Here is a 15,330-nt window from a genome sequence, read left to right on the forward strand (position 1 = left end):
CTCTTAATCCCCATTCTGTTCGAATTTCAAATTCTTGCTGGTTGTAAATCATAATTCCAATTTAAATTTACCGTTAATTGTAAAACAAAAAAACCGATAACATATGTTATCGGTTTTTTACTGGTGTGGTGCCTCCAGGAATCGAACCAGGGACACAAGGATTTTCAGTCCTTTGCTCTACCAACTGAGCTAAGGCACCAGTTGCTTGTATTAGTTTAAATTTGTGGTGCCTCCAGGAATCGAACCAGGGACACAAGGATTTTCAGTCCTTTGCTCTACCAACTGAGCTAAGGCACCAGTTTTAAACTAAGTTATTAAAAGTATTTTGTGGTGCCTCCAGGAATCGAACCAGGGACACAAGGATTTTCAGTCCTTTGCTCTACCAACTGAGCTAAGGCACCCAATGACTTTTAATAGTGAACTTTTGTTCTCTTAAGCGGTTGCAAATATATAATACTTTTTTATTCTTACAAAACTTCTAAGTCAAATTTTCTTTATTTATCTTTGTTGCACAAAGGAAGCAAACCATGATCTATACACTTGATATCGGGAACACAAGAACCAAACTCGCTATGTTTGAAAACAATAGCTTGTTAAATACCGAATATCTTTCAACGAAAAATTTACAAGAAGAGCTTTTATTTTTTTTAAAAAAAATAGAGACAAAGCCTAAAATTATCATGGCTAGTGTTGTTCCTATCGATCCAACCCTCTTAAAATGGTTAGAAACCCACACGGATTTTATCCAAATTACACATGCAACTCCCCTTCCTATCACCAACAAATATCAAACGCCTCATACGTTAGGCCTAGATCGATTAGCGGTAGCGGTAGGAGCAACTATTCTATATCCCAATACTCCGCGCTTAATCATTGACGCTGGTACGTGTATTACCTATGATTTTGTAAATGCCAAGGATGAATACTTAGGCGGAGCGATTTCTCCTGGTTTTCAATTGAGATACAAAGCGCTCAATGATTATACCGCCAAGCTTCCCTATCTTGAAAGGGAAGAAATTAATTACCTCATTGGACAAAATACTCAGGAGTCCATCCAATCGGGTGTAATCAATGGAATTATTGCCGAAATCGACAGCATTATTGACCAATATAAAAAAAATTATTCCGATTTAACAATAATTTTAACGGGAGGTGATACACTTTTTTTGGCTAGAAGATTAAAAAATATAATATTTGCTAATTCAAACTTTCTTTCTGAAAGTCTGAACTATATATATCAATACATAATTGAAAATGGTAAAAAGAATCATTCTTAGCTTTAGCCTTATTTTATCCGCTCAAGCTTTCGCTCAACAAGGAACTGCATCCCCTTATTCGTTTTACGGAATAGGAGATCTCAGTTACAATGGTACAAATGAATACAAAGCGATGGGGGGTAATAGTGTCTATGCAGATAGTTTGCACTTAAATTTAAAGAACCCAGCTGCTATTAGTAAACTAAAAGCGACTACATTCACTGTTGGTTCTACTTCAAAGTTTTACAATTTTAAATCTGACCAAAGCTCAAGTAATGTACAACGTCAATCCTTAGACTACATTGCCGTAGGATTACCGCTTTCTAAAAAATACAGTGTTATTTTTGGATTACAACCGTATTCGAATGTAGGTTATAAGATAGAAAATCTACAAACCAACGAATTAAATCAGAAAGTATCTCGTCAGTTAGAAGGAAATGGTGGAATTAACCGTGTGTTTTTAGGTACAGGTTATGAAATCAACAAAAATTTCCAAGTAGGTGTTCAAGCGAGTTACTTTTTTGGTAATACAGATCACACAACTCTACTTACCCTAGCAGATACAGGAGATGGTTTTGGTCTAGCCAATAGAACAAACGAAACTCGAAGAATTGACTATAAGGGATTTGAAATTCGAGGTGCCGTTCAATACCAAGGAAAATTTAAGGAGTACGATTGGCAAGCGAACCTTACCTATAGCCCAGAAACCAAATTAACTGCAGATAATGTAACTAATTTGAGAATTTTAAATGCATCAGGTGGTATTGTAGATATGAAAGAAATTTTCAATGAAAGTACAAACTTGAAAAAACCACAAGAATTTGCTATTGGAGCGGGTATTGGTAAAAATTTAAAATGGTTTGTTTCCGGGCAATTTACGTACATTGAAAACAGTAAATTAGCTTCTTCTTGGAATGCGTCTCAGTATTCTGGTTTTGAGGATACCAAACGCTATTCGGTTGGTGGTTTCTATATTCCAAAATACAATTCTTTTACTAGTTATTTTGATCGCGTTGTTTACCGTGCTGGTTTCCGTTACGAAAATACAGGACTGGTATTAAAAAATGAAGCAATCAATGACTATGCGTTTTCAGTAGGTGCAGGTTTTCCTTTATTCGGACGTACGTTATCCAACATCAACCTAGGTCTTGAATACGGAAATAGAGGGACTAAAAACAGTGGATTAATTAAAGAAAATTACTTTAATATCTCAATAGGTTTATCCTTAAACGATTTCTGGTTCTTAAAACGTAAATTTGATTAATATAATTTACTCATGTTGTTAGCTAAAAAAACACCTTTTATCTTTTTAGTACTACTTCTCCTAACGATAGTATCTTGTGAGAGTAACTTTAGAGATATTCAAAAAATACATGACAAAGCTCCTTTTTATCCCGCTGGAATAGCAGAAAAGATGCAGGGTCAATATGTTGATTCAGGAAGAGTCAAAGCCATTTTAGTTAGCGACAAAATGCTCGATTACTCAACGGTAAAATATAAATTCACCGAATTCCCCGAAGGTTTACACCTAACGTTCTTTGATAACAACAACAATAAAAACACCGTAGTGGCTGATTATGCAATACAGTATACAGCTACTGAACTTATTGATTTAAGAGGTAATGTTGTTATCACCACACATGATAATAAAAAATTAGAATCGGATCAGTTATACTATGATCAGAAACGCGATTGGTTTTATACCAATGGAAAATACAAGGCTTCTACAGATATCGAAAACTTCACTCAAGGTGTTGGTGTTGATTTTGACGGAAAATTAACCCTTATTAAAGCTAGAAATAGCTATGCAGAAAGTATTAAAAAAGAGAACTAACTTATGAAAGCATTACGCATTATACCTTTTCTATATTTATTTGTTTCCATTTTATTTATTTACGATGGAATTACTAAAATCATAGCAGGTGAATCCCTATCGAATTATTGGTTAAGCTTTTTTATAGCAGTTATCGCAATATTTATGTTCTTCTTTAGAAGAAAATATAGTCAACGAATGGTTGATCATTACAATAAAAAATAAGTTCAATAAAAAGTTTAAAAAGCCGTAGTACACGTTTTGTTCTACGGCTTTTTTTTATTTTATTATTTCGATAAAAATAGAACCTTACACGGTCTCATTTTTCCTTTTATAACCAATTTTACTTTTCAAAATCAAGCATTAACTAAAAAATTTTGTTTTTTAACAGTAAAAATCATCAAGAAACTGATTCTTTAGTCAAAATAATAGGTTTACTACTTTTATTATTAAAGAGATAATTGTATTTTCGCTCTCTGAAAAAAATTACACATAATAAAAAAACATGGCAGTTTTATCAAAAATTAGACAAAAGTCGGCGCTGTTAATTGCAGTAATTGGTATTGCTTTATTAGCATTCGTTATTGGAGACGTAGTTAGAAGCGGCGGTGCAGGTTCATCAAGAAATGTTGGAAGCGTAAATGGTGAAGACATCAATACGCAGATTTTTCAACAGAAAGTTTCCCAAGCAGAACAAGGAAACCAAATGAGTAGAAACCAAGCTTATCAAATGGTTTGGAATAACGAAGTTAATAATATACTGCTTAAAACAGAGTTCGAAAAACTAGGTTTGCAAATTGGAAAAGACCAATTAATCAATGTAGTAAAAACCAATCCAATGTTTGCCAATAGCCCTGAATTCCAAAATCAATTGGGACAATTCGACATGGCTAAATTCAATGCATGGGTAATGGGTATGAAACAAGCTGGACCAGAACAATGGCAAGCTTGGTTAAACTATGAGGTTGAATTGGAAAAATTCGGTTTACAACAAATGTACAATGCTTTAGTACGTGGTGGTTTATATACTACACAAACAGAAGCTAAGTATTCATACCACGGTGAAAACAGCAAAGTAACTTTTGACTATGTAACTGTTCCATACAGCACAATCAATGATGATCAGGCAAAAGTAAATGATACTGAAATCACGAGCTACATGAAAAAACACGAAAATAGATTCAAATCAGAACCTACACGTGAATTGACGTATGCTTATATTGAAAGTAAACCTTCTGATCAAGATAAAGAGGCAGTAAAAGAAACCGTTGAGGCTTACTTATTACCTACGGTTCAATACAATGCAGAAAGCAAGAAAAACGATACAATTGCAGGCTTTAAAACAACTAAAAACTTAGTTGCTTTTGTAAATGCAAATTCAGATGTAAAATTTGACAGTGTTTTCTATGCTAAAAAAGATTTGCCTTTAGAATTTCAAGAGCAATTGTATAGCTTACAACCTGGAGAAGTATTTGGTCCTTATTTGTTCAATGATCATTACTGTATTTCTCGTGTAGTTGATAAAAAAGCAGGTGCAAAAGCAAATGCAGCTCATATTTTAATTACCTATGCAGGAGCACCTCAAAGTGCGGCTACAAGAACGAAAGAAGAAGCAAAAGCAAAAGCAGAAGAAATCTTGAAAAAAGTTACTGCTGCTAATTTTGCAGAACTTGCACAAGTAGAATCAGAAGATCCAGGATCAAAAACAAATGGTGGTAAATATGAAGATATTGCCAAAGGTCAAATGGTAAAACCTTTTGAAGATTTCATCTTTAACAATCCAACGGGTAAAATTGGTATTGTAGAAACGGATTATGGATTCCACGTGATTCAAGTTTTAGGTAAAGCTGAAGGTGTACAAATTGCTACAGTAGCAAGAAAAGTTGAAGCTTCTGAAGCAACAGCTGATGATACTTTCGCCAAAGCAACCACTATCGAATCTCTTGCATCTTCAGCTAATTTTGTTGCTGAAGCTGAAAAATTAAATGTTATTGTTCAACAAGATGTTACGGTTCGTCCTTTTGACGAATACTTACAAGCGGTTGGAGCAAGAAGTGAAATTGTATCATGGGCCTTTAATAAAGAAACCAAAGACGGGAATGTAAAGCGTTTTGATATTCCTGATGGCTATATTGTTGCTAAACTAACTTCTGTAAATGATTCAGGTCTATTGCCTATCGAAGAAGCTAAAAAAGTAGTTGAGCCAATTTTAATGAACGAGAAAAAAGCTCAAATCATTAGACAAAAAATGACGGCATCAACGGTTGAAGAAGTTTCTAAACAAACCAATGCTTCTGTTTCTATAGCAATGGAAGTTACAAGACAAAATCCGACACTTACTAATATTGGCAATGAACCTTTAGTTGTAGGTACAGCATTTGGAACACCTTTAAATGAAAATTCAAAACTAATTGATGGTCTAAATGGAGTTTATATGGTAAAAACAACTAGAGTTGCTTTAGCACCAAATTTAGACAACTATAACAACTACAAAACAAAAACGGATAATGTAGTTCGATCAACTGCTACTACTAAAGTATTACAAGCTTTAAAAGATCAAGCAAAAATAAAAGACAATCGAATTGGAATGATCCAATAAAACAATATCAAAAAGCCATCTAAACAATAGATGGCTTTTTTTTTTGGTTTTCGTTTAAGTAAGAAAAATACCTTATTTTTGCCGTCAATCCTATATTTAATATTACATCTATGAAAGCATACGTTTTTCCTGGTCAAGGGGCTCAATTCACTGGAATGGGTAAAGATTTATACGAAAGTTCTCCACTTGCAAAAGAATTATTTGAAAAAGCAAACGACATCCTTGGTTTCGATATTACAACCATTATGTTTGAAGGAACTGCGGAAGAATTAAAAGAAACAAAAGTTACGCAACCAGCTGTATTCTTACATTCCGTTCTACTAGCCAAAACAATTGAAGACTTCAAGCCAGAAATGGTAGCAGGGCATTCCTTAGGTGAATTTTCTGCTTTAGTAGCCAATGGTACATTAGCTTTTGAAGATGCTTTAAAATTGGTAGCACAAAGAGCTATGGCTATGCAAAAAGCATGCGAGATTACTCCATCTACAATGGCGGCTGTACTTGGTTTAGATGATGCTATTGTTGAACAAGTTTGCAATGAAATTGACGGTGTTGTAGTAGCCGCTAATTACAATTGTCCTGGACAATTAGTAATTTCAGGCGAAACAGTTGCGGTTGAAAAAGCCTGTGAGAAATTAAAAGAGGTTGGTGCAAAAAGAGCTTTATTACTACCTGTTGGTGGCGGATTCCACTCTCCAATGATGGAACCTGCAAGTACAGAACTAGCAGCAGCAATAGAAGCAACTACTTTCAGTCGCCCAACTTGCCCAATATACCAAAATGTTACTGCAAGTGCTGTAAGTGATCCTGAAATCATTAAAAAGAACTTAATTATACAATTAACGGCACCGGTAAAATGGACTCAATCTGTTCAACAAATGATTGCTGATGGAGCAACTTTATTTACAGAAGTAGGGCCTGGAAAAGTATTAACTGGTTTAATTAAAAAAATTGATAAAGACGCAGAGACTTTTAACGTCTAAAATAAAATAACAATCCTTTCAAATCCTTGATGTTTCACATATCAAGGATTTTCTTATTTCATGCAACATGGAAAAATTATCACTTCAAGAGTGGATACTAATCTTTACTTTGGCAAGCCTTACGGCTTTAGGCCCTTTAGCCATTGACATGTACCTTCCTTCTTTCCCTAAAATAGCCGCTGATCTAGAAACAAATGTAAGCAACGTACAGATTTCTTTATCTACCTTTTTAGGGGGATTGGCAATCGGTCAATTATTTTGGGGGCCAATTTCGGATAAATATGGAGCTAAAAAACCAATTCTCATCTCGTTAACTATTTTTATTTTAACTTCCTTTGCTTGTTTATCAGTCACTAATATCCACATGATGTGGGTGTTTCGCTTTTTACAAGCTTTCGGAAGTAGTGGTGGTCTTGTTATTGCTCGATCAATTGTAAACAAGCGTTTTGACAAGGAAAAAACATTAAAGATATTTAGCATTCTTGCTATTGTTGGAGGCATTGCACCTATTCTAGCACCTATTCTGGGGAATGTGGTTTTAAAATACTTTGATTGGCCTCATATTTTTACGGCTATGGGTCTATTTGCTCTCTTTAGTATAGCCATGACTTCTTTCTTTTTAAAAGAAGACTTTTCAAATCGCTTACCTACTTTAGAAGTAAAATCAATTCTTAAAAACTACGTTCAACTGTTTAAAAACAAAACGTTTTTGACTAATACACTTATTGGTAGTATAGCCTTCAGCTGTTTGATGCTGTACATCTCCAATTCACCCGTTTTGGTCATGGATGTGGGGGGATTAAGTAGTACGGCCTTTAGTTTTGTGTTTATGCTCAATTCATGTGGTTTAATGCTAGGGTCCTTCCTAACTTCCTCTATTTTGCGAAAACGGCTGGAACCGAAGAAAATAATTACTTTAGGAACAAGTATTCAGCTTATTTCAGCTCTTGCCTTGGGTGCATTGATAAGTAGCGAAGTGTCTATTTATTATCAATTAGTGCCTTTATTCTTTTTCGTTTTACCCTTAGGGATGTTGTTCCCAACAGCGACAACTTTAGCACTCTCGCCTTTTAAAGCTGAATCGGGAATTGCCTCTGCTTTATTTGGTGCCTCTCAATTAGCTTTTACCTTTTTAACCTCGGTCTTACTCAATACTTTAAATAAGGGTTCTATGGGTATTGTTGCTCTTTCTTTAGCTGCATGTGCCTTTGCTTCTTTATTGATTAATACCTTGTACAAAAAAGTATAAATACATAGAGCCTTGAGAAATCTCAAGGCTCTATGCTTATGTATAAATTTTACATTTCAATTAAGCGAAGAAAGCTTTAATTTCATCTGTAATAAATTTAATTTGATCCGCCTCTAATTCAGAGTGCATCGGCAAAGATAAAACTTCTTTCACCAATTGATTGGTAATAGGGAAGTCTTCTTCTTTATAACGAGGATCAAGATACGCTTTTTGGTTGTGCAATGGAATTGGATAATAAATAGCACAAGGAATTCCTTTTGCTTGTAAATGAGCCATTAATCCATCTCTATCTGCATTGACGATACGCAACGTATATTGATGAAAAACATGGCTATCTGCATCTCCTTCAACTTTTGGTGTAATCACATTTGGGTGATTTGCCAAAGCGGTAGAGTATTGCTCTGCAGCTTCTCTTCTCACTTTGTTATATTGATCTAAACGAGGTAATTTTGCATTTAATACTGCCGCTTGTAAACTATCTAAACGAGAGTTCACTCCTACTACATCATGATGGTAACGTTCATACATCCCATGGTTCACGATTCCTCTAATACGATGTGCTAAGGCATCATCATTGGTAAAGATTGCTCCACCATCTCCATAGCAACCTAGGTTTTTAGAGGGGAAAAATGAAGTAGCACTCACATCAGCTATAGCACCTGTTTTTACTTTTGTTCCATCAGAAAAGGTATAACTAGCGCCAATTCCTTGTGCATTATCTTCAATTACATATAGATTATGCTCTACTGCAATCTTCATGATCTCTTCCATATTAGAAACTTGACCAAATAAATGTACGGGTACAATTGCTTTTGTTCTAGGCGTAATTGCTTTCTTAATAGCTTCAACAGAAATATTAAAACTATTCGGGCAAACATCTACTAAAACAGGCGTTAATTGCAATAAGGCAATTACCTCTACAGTTGCTGCAAAAGTAAAATCTGCTGTAATTACTTCATCACCTGGTTGTAACCCTAGTCCCATCATAGCAATTTGCAACGCATCTGTTCCATTAGCACAAGGAATCACGTGTTTTACTCCCAAATACTTCTCTAAATTAGCTTGAAAAGTATGTACTTGAGGTCCGTTGATAAATGCTGAAGATTCTAAAATTTCTTGAAAAGATTGATTTACTTCTTCTTTAATTCCTTCATATTGACCTTTTAAGTCAACCATTTGAATTTTTTTCATCGCCTTAGGTTTAGTATCTCTAAGCACTTTGTTCTTTCAAGTTTTAAGAACAAAATAGCTTGACTATCGATATGTTTTACAGCCACAAAAATACTAATTTCTTTACTTCAAAAATCTTTTCTTTACTAAAAGAAACGTAATTTCGCTAGATAAACTATTCGATATGCTATTTCTTTACAATTTGCTTATTTGTATTGCCATTGCTGTATTGCATCTGATTGCAGTGTTTAATAAAAAAATCAAGTTATTTGTTCAAGGCAGAAAACATTCTTTTTCTATTTTACGACAAAAAATACAACCAACGGATCGTGTATTTTGGGTACACGTTGCCTCTTTAGGTGAATATGAGCAAGGCCTACCTCTTATGGAAGCTTTAAAACAGAAATTCCCTTCGCATAAAATTGTATTGACTTTTTTTTCTCCTTCGGGTTATGAGGTTAAAAAAGACAGTACGCTGGCAGATGCCACGCTATATTTACCTATGGATACAAAAAGAAAGGCTAAAGCCTTTTTAAAACTTGCTCATCCTGAGAAAGTATTTTTTGTAAAGTATGAGTATTGGCCTAACTACCTCAATCAATTGAAAAAACAAAAAATAGAAACCTATCTAGTTTCAGGTATATTTAGACCTAATCAGGTGTTTTTTAAATGGTATGGCGGATTTTATAGAAATGCATTAAAGGCGTTTACCTATTTTTTTGTTCAAAATGCCCCTTCTAAACAACTACTTGCCTCTATCCAATTCAATAACTGCGCAGTTGTTGGGGATACACGTTTTGATCGAGTAAGTCAAATCTTAGAAAATGACAATACACTGCCTTTCCTCGAAGAACTTACCCATCACAAGACAAAACAAACGATAGTTGTAGGAAGTTCTTGGCCTCAGGATGAGAAAATAATTGTTGATTACATTAATCAAACTAAAGATGAGACCATAAAGTTTGTTCTTGCGCCGCACAATATCAAACCCGATCAAATCAAACAATTGTATCATGCCATTCAAAAACCTAAACAGCTGCATTCTCAGTATGAAGAAGGAATTACGGATCTCTCAAAGGTTCAAGTTTACATTATTGATGCCTATAGTTTATTGACAAAAGCGTATAGCTATGCGACTATAGCCTATGTTGGAGGAGGTTTTGGTACGGGTATTCACAATATTTTAGAAGCGGCAACTTTTGGTGTTCCCATTCTTATTGGTCCCAATTACAAGAAATTTCAAGAAGCGAAAGATCTAATTGATCGAGGCAGTTGTATAGTTATTAACAATGAAGCCGACTTTATTAACATTTTATCAAAGTTATTAACAAATGAAGCCTATCGTTGTGAATTAAATCAACTTAGTTCCTCCTTCATTTTAGCAAATAAATTAGCTACAAAAAAGATAATAGACCATGTATTTAAGTAATAATAAGCTAATTACAGTAAAGTAACTAAACTTCAGTACGATTAAAAGTTATTAACAATACAGAATTCAAGTTATCCTATCTCTGTTGATAACTATACGTAAAAGAAGTAAAGTCATCCTATATAAAAGAAAAAAAGGTAAGTAAACGCATTTGTTTACTTACCTTTATTATATGAATTAATAATTACACTATAGATAACTTATAGAAAGTTAGAGGTATATAAAATTTTGATCAATACCGAATGAGCAATATAAGGCAAATTATTGATTGCCACAACCCTTTTATAAATATTTGTAAAATTAAACTTCATCGAGAGGGGTATTTTAATTTTTAAACACCCAATCCCCTAAGTATTTCCTAACTTTTATCCTTTAACCTAGAAACGCTTACCAATTCTATTTTTTTTTAACACGACCGGGATCGTCACACTTCCTTTCTCAAATTTTATATGAGTTGCTTCCCCTATCCCTCTTTTAAATTCTCATTTAGCGATTCAATGTGAATTTCCTGTCCGCAATGCTTATGAAAAAAGGATAAATCATGGGGGTTACCTCCTTTTTTCTTTCGTTCTTATCCTAAAAAACTATTAATTTATGATTTGCTCTTTCACAAGTGATTTCTTTTTCTCAAAATAGACTTAAAATAACCGATGGATACGCAAACAATAACTGCTATTACCTGAATAGTTGTATCTTGCCAGAATTAAAAAAAACGAACACTTTTATGAAATTAAACCTTAAAAACACATTTAAACTGCTCGTTGCACTACTTGCTGTTCCCATTTATGCGCAACAAGGGGGTATGTGGATCCCATCTTTATTAGAGGGGATGAATGAAAAGGAAATGACAACTTTAGGAATGAAGATGTCAATTCAAGATATTTACGATGTAAATAGTTCTAGCATGAAAGATGCTGTGCCTCATTTTAATGGTGGGTGTACCTCAGAAGTAATTTCTGCTCAAGGCTTGCTACTAACCAATCACCACTGTGGTTATGGTCAAATTCAAGCTCATTCATCCGTAGAACACGATTACTTAGCGAATGGTTTTTGGGCTAAATCCCAAGCAGAAGAATTGCCAAATGACAACTTAGAAGTTACGTTTATCGTGCGCATTGAAGATGTCACAAGTGCCGTTATGCAGGGTGTAAAAGCCAAAGACACAGAAAGTCAAAAACAAGAGAAAATCAATGCAAATATTTCTCGTACCGTGGCTACTTTTCCTAAAAAGGATTGGGAAGAAAACAAAATCAAATCCTTTTATGAAGGCAATCAGTACATTTTATTCGTAACTGAAACATTTAAAGATGTACGATTAGTTGGAGCACCGCCATCATCTATTGGTAAATTTGGTTCTGATACGGACAATTGGGTATGGCCTCGTCATACTGGAGATTTTTCTTTATTCCGTATTTATGCAGACAAAAACAACCGTCCTGCAGCTTATGCAAAAGACAATGTTCCTTATACACCCAAACACTTCTTCCCTATTTCATTGGATGGCGTAGCGCCAGATGATTTTACGATGGTTTTTGGTTATCCAGGTCAAACTCAAGAATATTTACCTTCTTATGCCATTGAACAAATCATCAATGATTTGAATCCTGCAAAAATTGGCGTACGTGATGTTGCTTTAAAAATTACGGATGAATATATGCGTAATGACCAAACCATTAAAATTCAATATGCCTCTAAATATGCTGGAACAGCAAATTACTGGAAAAAGTGGATTGGCGAAAGTCAAGGTTTGAAAAAAAGTAATGCTGTAGCTGCTAAAAAAGCATTTGAACAAGACTTTATAACAAGAGCTAAGAAAAGCAAAAACGCAAAAGAATACACCGCTATTCTTCCTAAATTCGAAAAGTTATATCGCGATATCGCTCCTTATTCATTAAGTAGAGATTACTTTATAGAGGTTGCACTTCGAAATGGAGAGCTATTAGCTACGGCTTGGAAACTATCCGCAGTAGAAAGCTCCTTAACGAATGAGGCACAATTTAAAAGTAGAAAAAATAATTTATTAAAATCACAAGAGCGCTTTTACAAAAACTACAACAAAGACGTAGATCAAGATGTATTCAAAGCCATTGTAACTTTATATAAAGAGAAAGCGCCTAAAGCTTATTTAGCGCCAGAATTACAACAAGCGGATATTGCTACCTTAACGAAAGAAATTTACTCAACAAGTAAATTAACTTCTTATGAAGGGCTGCAAGAATTACTCCAAGGCGATGCCAGCCAAGTTAAAGCGGCCTTATTAGCAGATAAAGGGTATGTATTTGCGAAAAGCTTAATTGAAAATTATCAAACTAAAATTCTTCCTAAATACGAGGAGTTAGATACAGAAATTAACGTTTTACAGCGTACGTATATGAAAGCACAATTGGAACTTTATCCAGATGCTCGAATTTTCCCTGATGCAAATAGTACCTTGCGTATAACCTATGGTAAAGTAGATGGCTATGCACCTAAAGATGCGATTTACTATGAACCAGTGACTCATTTAGAAGGAATCATAGAAAAATATGTACCTGGCGATTACGAATTTGACGTTCCTGCCAAATTAATTGACTTATACAATGCTAAAGATTACGGGGCGTACGCAGACAACGGCAAACTACCGGTAAACTTTATTGCAACGAATCATACAACAGGTGGAAACTCAGGAAGTCCGGCTATAGATGCTTATGGGAATCTAATCGGATTAAACTTTGACCGCGTTTGGGAAGGGACAATGAGTGACATTTATTATGACCCTGCTATTTGTAGAAATATTATGGTAGATGCCCGCTATATTTTATTCATTATTGATAAGTTTGCAGATGCAAAACACCTCATAAATGAGATGAAATTGGTAAATCCGAAAAAAGATAAAAAATAAATACCTGACTATCAATGTTTTGTAAATTATTTTTTTTATATAAAAATAATTTACAAAAACAAATTATTGAATGAAATATTTATTATATTTGTATCGAATTAATAATTAACTTTTATAACTTTAGTAAAATGAAAAAAATCGCATTAAGCATTGCTTTAGTAGCTATGATGGGTGTATCTTTTGTTTCTTGTAAAGATACTGCAAAAGAACCAACAACAGAAGAAGTAACAACAGAAGAAGTAGCAGCTCCAGTAGAGGAAGTTGTAACTGAAGAAGTTGTAACTGAAGAGGCTCCAGTAACTGAAGAGGCTCCAGCTACAGAAGCTCCAGCAGAAGCTCCAGCTAAATAATTAGCTCCAGCAAATAAAAAAAAGGCTCTCACTTAGTGAGAGCTTTTCTTTTTTATATCCTTTTCATTTCCTGATTCAATTCAATTAATCGCTCTATTATTTTTCTATCATTTGATAAACGAGGAACTTTATGTTGTCCTCCTAACTTATCACTTTCCTTGAGCCAATTGTAAAATAATCCTTGATGTGCTTGATGTAAGACCAGAGGATTTAAAGTCATATTATTATAGCGTTTGGCTTCGTAATCGGAATTTACCTCTTGAATACATCGATCCAAAACTTCGCCAAATTTCTCTAAATCAATCGGTGCCTTAGTAAATTCAATCAGCCATTCATGGGCTCCTTTTTCTTTATCTACCATAAAAATAGGTGCCACCGTATATTCTGCAATTTCTACTTGAAATAAGGAACAGGCTTTCGCTAAAGCACGATCGGTATTCTCGACCATCAATTCCTCTCCAAACACATTGATGTAATGTTTTGTTCTTCCAGTAATCTTAATTCGATAAGGGAGTAAACTGGTAAAACGAACTGTATCTCCAATTAAATAGCGCGTTAATCCAGCATTCGTTGTAATTAACATCGCATAATTTTTACCTAACTCTACACCACTTAAGGGAACAATCTTTTGTGTACTTGTTCCGAAGGTTTCCATTGGAATAAACTCATAAAAAATACCATAATCCAGCATCAACAATAATTCATTACATCCATTTTGATCTTGGATTGCGAAGAACCCCTCAGAGGCATTATAGATTTCATAGTATTTAAACCCACTACTAGGCAATAGCTTTTGATATTGTTCTTTATACGGTTCAAAGCTTACACCGCCATGAAAATATACCTCTGCATTAGGCCATAGGTCCAATAAACTGCCTTTTCCTGTTTCTTGCATAATCTTATTAAAAAGCACCAACATCCAAGAAGGAACTCCCATAAAACTCGTTACATTTTCATCTCGCACCTCATTGATAATGGCGTTCATTTTGGTTTCCCACTCCGCCATCAACGAGGTTTTATTGGATGGCGTGCTACTAAACTCCGCCCAAAAAGGCATATTATCAATCAAAATAGCCGATAAATCTCCAAAGATGGTATTATTATCTTCATACAATTGTTTACTACCTCCTAAGCGCAGCCCTTTACCTGTAAAAAGTTGTGAATTTTCATTGTTGTTCAAATAAAGACACAGCAAATCTTTTGCAGCTTTGTAATGGCAATTCTCTAATGCCTCATTACTAACTGGAATAAACTTACTTTTTGCATTGGTTGTTCCACTTGATTTAGCAAACCAACGAATCGGATCGGACCAAAAGATATTATTTTCTCCTTTCCTTGCTCTTTCTATAAAAGGCTCAAATTCTTCATAGGTATAGATTGGCACCCGTTCAGCAAACGTTTCGTAATTCTTTATACCAGCATAATCGTATTGCTTTCCTAGTAAAGTCTTCTCATTGGCTTTTATTAAGCTTAAAAAAACATCATTTTGTACCTCATTGGGGTATTTTCTAAATAAATCTATTTGATGAATTCTCTTTTTAAGAATCCATGAAGCAATAGAATTAATAATTGTCAGCGCCATATATACAGTATTAATAAA

11 protein-coding genes and 3 tRNA genes are annotated in these 15,330 nt (G+C 34.4%); 9 read left to right on the forward strand and 5 right to left on the reverse strand.

What is annotated here, in order from left to right:
* Positions 1-126: 126 nt before the first annotated feature.
* From ACMHJ2_RS15375 to ACMHJ2_RS15385, 3 genes are all read right to left on the reverse strand, one after another.
* Positions 127-199, reverse strand: a tRNA-Phe gene (locus tag ACMHJ2_RS15375).
* Between the two features lie 25 nt (positions 200-224).
* A tRNA-Phe gene (locus tag ACMHJ2_RS15380) sits at positions 225-297 on the reverse strand.
* Positions 298-328: 31 nt separating this feature from the next.
* Positions 329-401: transfer RNA gene (locus tag ACMHJ2_RS15385), tRNA-Phe, on the reverse strand.
* Positions 402-527: 126 nt separating this feature from the next.
* On the opposite strand from ACMHJ2_RS15385, the gene ACMHJ2_RS15390 reads away from it, so the two are divergent.
* From ACMHJ2_RS15390 to ACMHJ2_RS15415, 6 genes are all read left to right on the forward strand, one after another.
* Positions 528-1,277, forward strand: a complete 750-nt coding sequence (locus ACMHJ2_RS15390; RefSeq protein ID WP_413513759.1) for a type III pantothenate kinase — start codon at positions 528-530, stop codon at positions 1,275-1,277.
* Positions 1,255-2,520 carry a hypothetical protein gene (locus tag ACMHJ2_RS15395; protein WP_413513760.1) on the forward strand — a complete coding sequence of 422 codons (1,266 nt, stop codon included), beginning with the start codon at positions 1,255-1,257 and terminating at the stop codon, positions 2,518-2,520. The genes ACMHJ2_RS15390 and ACMHJ2_RS15395 overlap by 23 nt, the downstream gene beginning before the upstream one ends.
* Before the next feature lie 12 nt (positions 2,521-2,532).
* Positions 2,533-3,090 carry an LPS export ABC transporter periplasmic protein LptC gene (gene lptC, locus ACMHJ2_RS15400; protein ID WP_413513761.1) on the forward strand — a complete coding sequence of 186 codons (558 nt, stop codon included), beginning with the start codon at positions 2,533-2,535 and terminating at the stop codon, positions 3,088-3,090.
* Positions 3,091-3,574: 484 nt separating this feature from the next.
* Positions 3,575-5,668: a SurA N-terminal domain-containing protein gene (locus tag ACMHJ2_RS15405; protein WP_413513762.1), complete on the forward strand. Its 2,094-nt coding sequence runs from the start codon at positions 3,575-3,577 to the stop codon at positions 5,666-5,668.
* Positions 5,669-5,778: 110 nt separating this feature from the next.
* The gene (fabD, locus tag ACMHJ2_RS15410; RefSeq protein ID WP_413513763.1) at positions 5,779-6,651 is read left to right on the forward strand and encodes an ACP S-malonyltransferase; all 873 of its coding nucleotides are present in this window, start codon (positions 5,779-5,781) and stop codon (positions 6,649-6,651) included.
* A 67-nt stretch (positions 6,652-6,718) separates the two neighbouring features.
* Positions 6,719-7,900 (forward strand): multidrug effflux MFS transporter, encoded by a 1,182-nt coding sequence (locus ACMHJ2_RS15415; RefSeq protein WP_413513764.1) that lies wholly within the window; start codon positions 6,719-6,721, stop codon positions 7,898-7,900.
* A 60-nt stretch (positions 7,901-7,960) separates the two neighbouring features.
* Here ACMHJ2_RS15415 and ACMHJ2_RS15420 read toward each other — a convergent pair whose 3' ends face one another.
* Positions 7,961-9,091, reverse strand: coding sequence for a DegT/DnrJ/EryC1/StrS family aminotransferase (locus ACMHJ2_RS15420; RefSeq protein ID WP_413513765.1), 1,131 nt, complete (start codon positions 9,089-9,091; stop codon positions 7,961-7,963).
* Between the two features lie 163 nt (positions 9,092-9,254).
* Between ACMHJ2_RS15420 and ACMHJ2_RS15425 the strand changes: the two genes are divergently transcribed.
* The 3 genes from ACMHJ2_RS15425 to ACMHJ2_RS15435 all read left to right on the forward strand — a co-directional run bounded on the left by ACMHJ2_RS15425 (position 9,255) and on the right by ACMHJ2_RS15435 (position 13,730).
* On the forward strand, positions 9,255-10,499 hold the full coding sequence (locus ACMHJ2_RS15425) for a 3-deoxy-D-manno-octulosonic acid transferase (protein ID WP_413513766.1): 1,245 nt from the start codon (positions 9,255-9,257) through the stop codon (positions 10,497-10,499).
* A 724-nt stretch (positions 10,500-11,223) separates the two neighbouring features.
* Positions 11,224-13,380 carry a S46 family peptidase gene (locus tag ACMHJ2_RS15430; protein ID WP_413513767.1) on the forward strand — a complete coding sequence of 719 codons (2,157 nt, stop codon included), beginning with the start codon at positions 11,224-11,226 and terminating at the stop codon, positions 13,378-13,380.
* A 128-nt stretch (positions 13,381-13,508) separates the two neighbouring features.
* Entirely contained in the window at positions 13,509-13,730 is a 222-nt protein-coding gene (locus ACMHJ2_RS15435; RefSeq protein ID WP_413513768.1) for a hypothetical protein, read from the forward strand.
* 52 nt (positions 13,731-13,782) lie between these two features.
* Here the strand turns inward: ACMHJ2_RS15435 and ACMHJ2_RS15440 are convergent, their stop codons facing one another.
* Entirely contained in the window at positions 13,783-15,312 is a 1,530-nt protein-coding gene (locus ACMHJ2_RS15440) for a GH3 auxin-responsive promoter family protein (protein ID WP_413513769.1), read from the reverse strand.
* Between the last annotated feature and the right edge of the window lie 18 nt (positions 15,313-15,330).

Source organism: Myroides odoratus (assembly GCF_965118575.1).
Classification (GTDB): domain Bacteria; phylum Bacteroidota; class Bacteroidia; order Flavobacteriales; family Flavobacteriaceae; genus Flavobacterium; species Flavobacterium odoratum_B.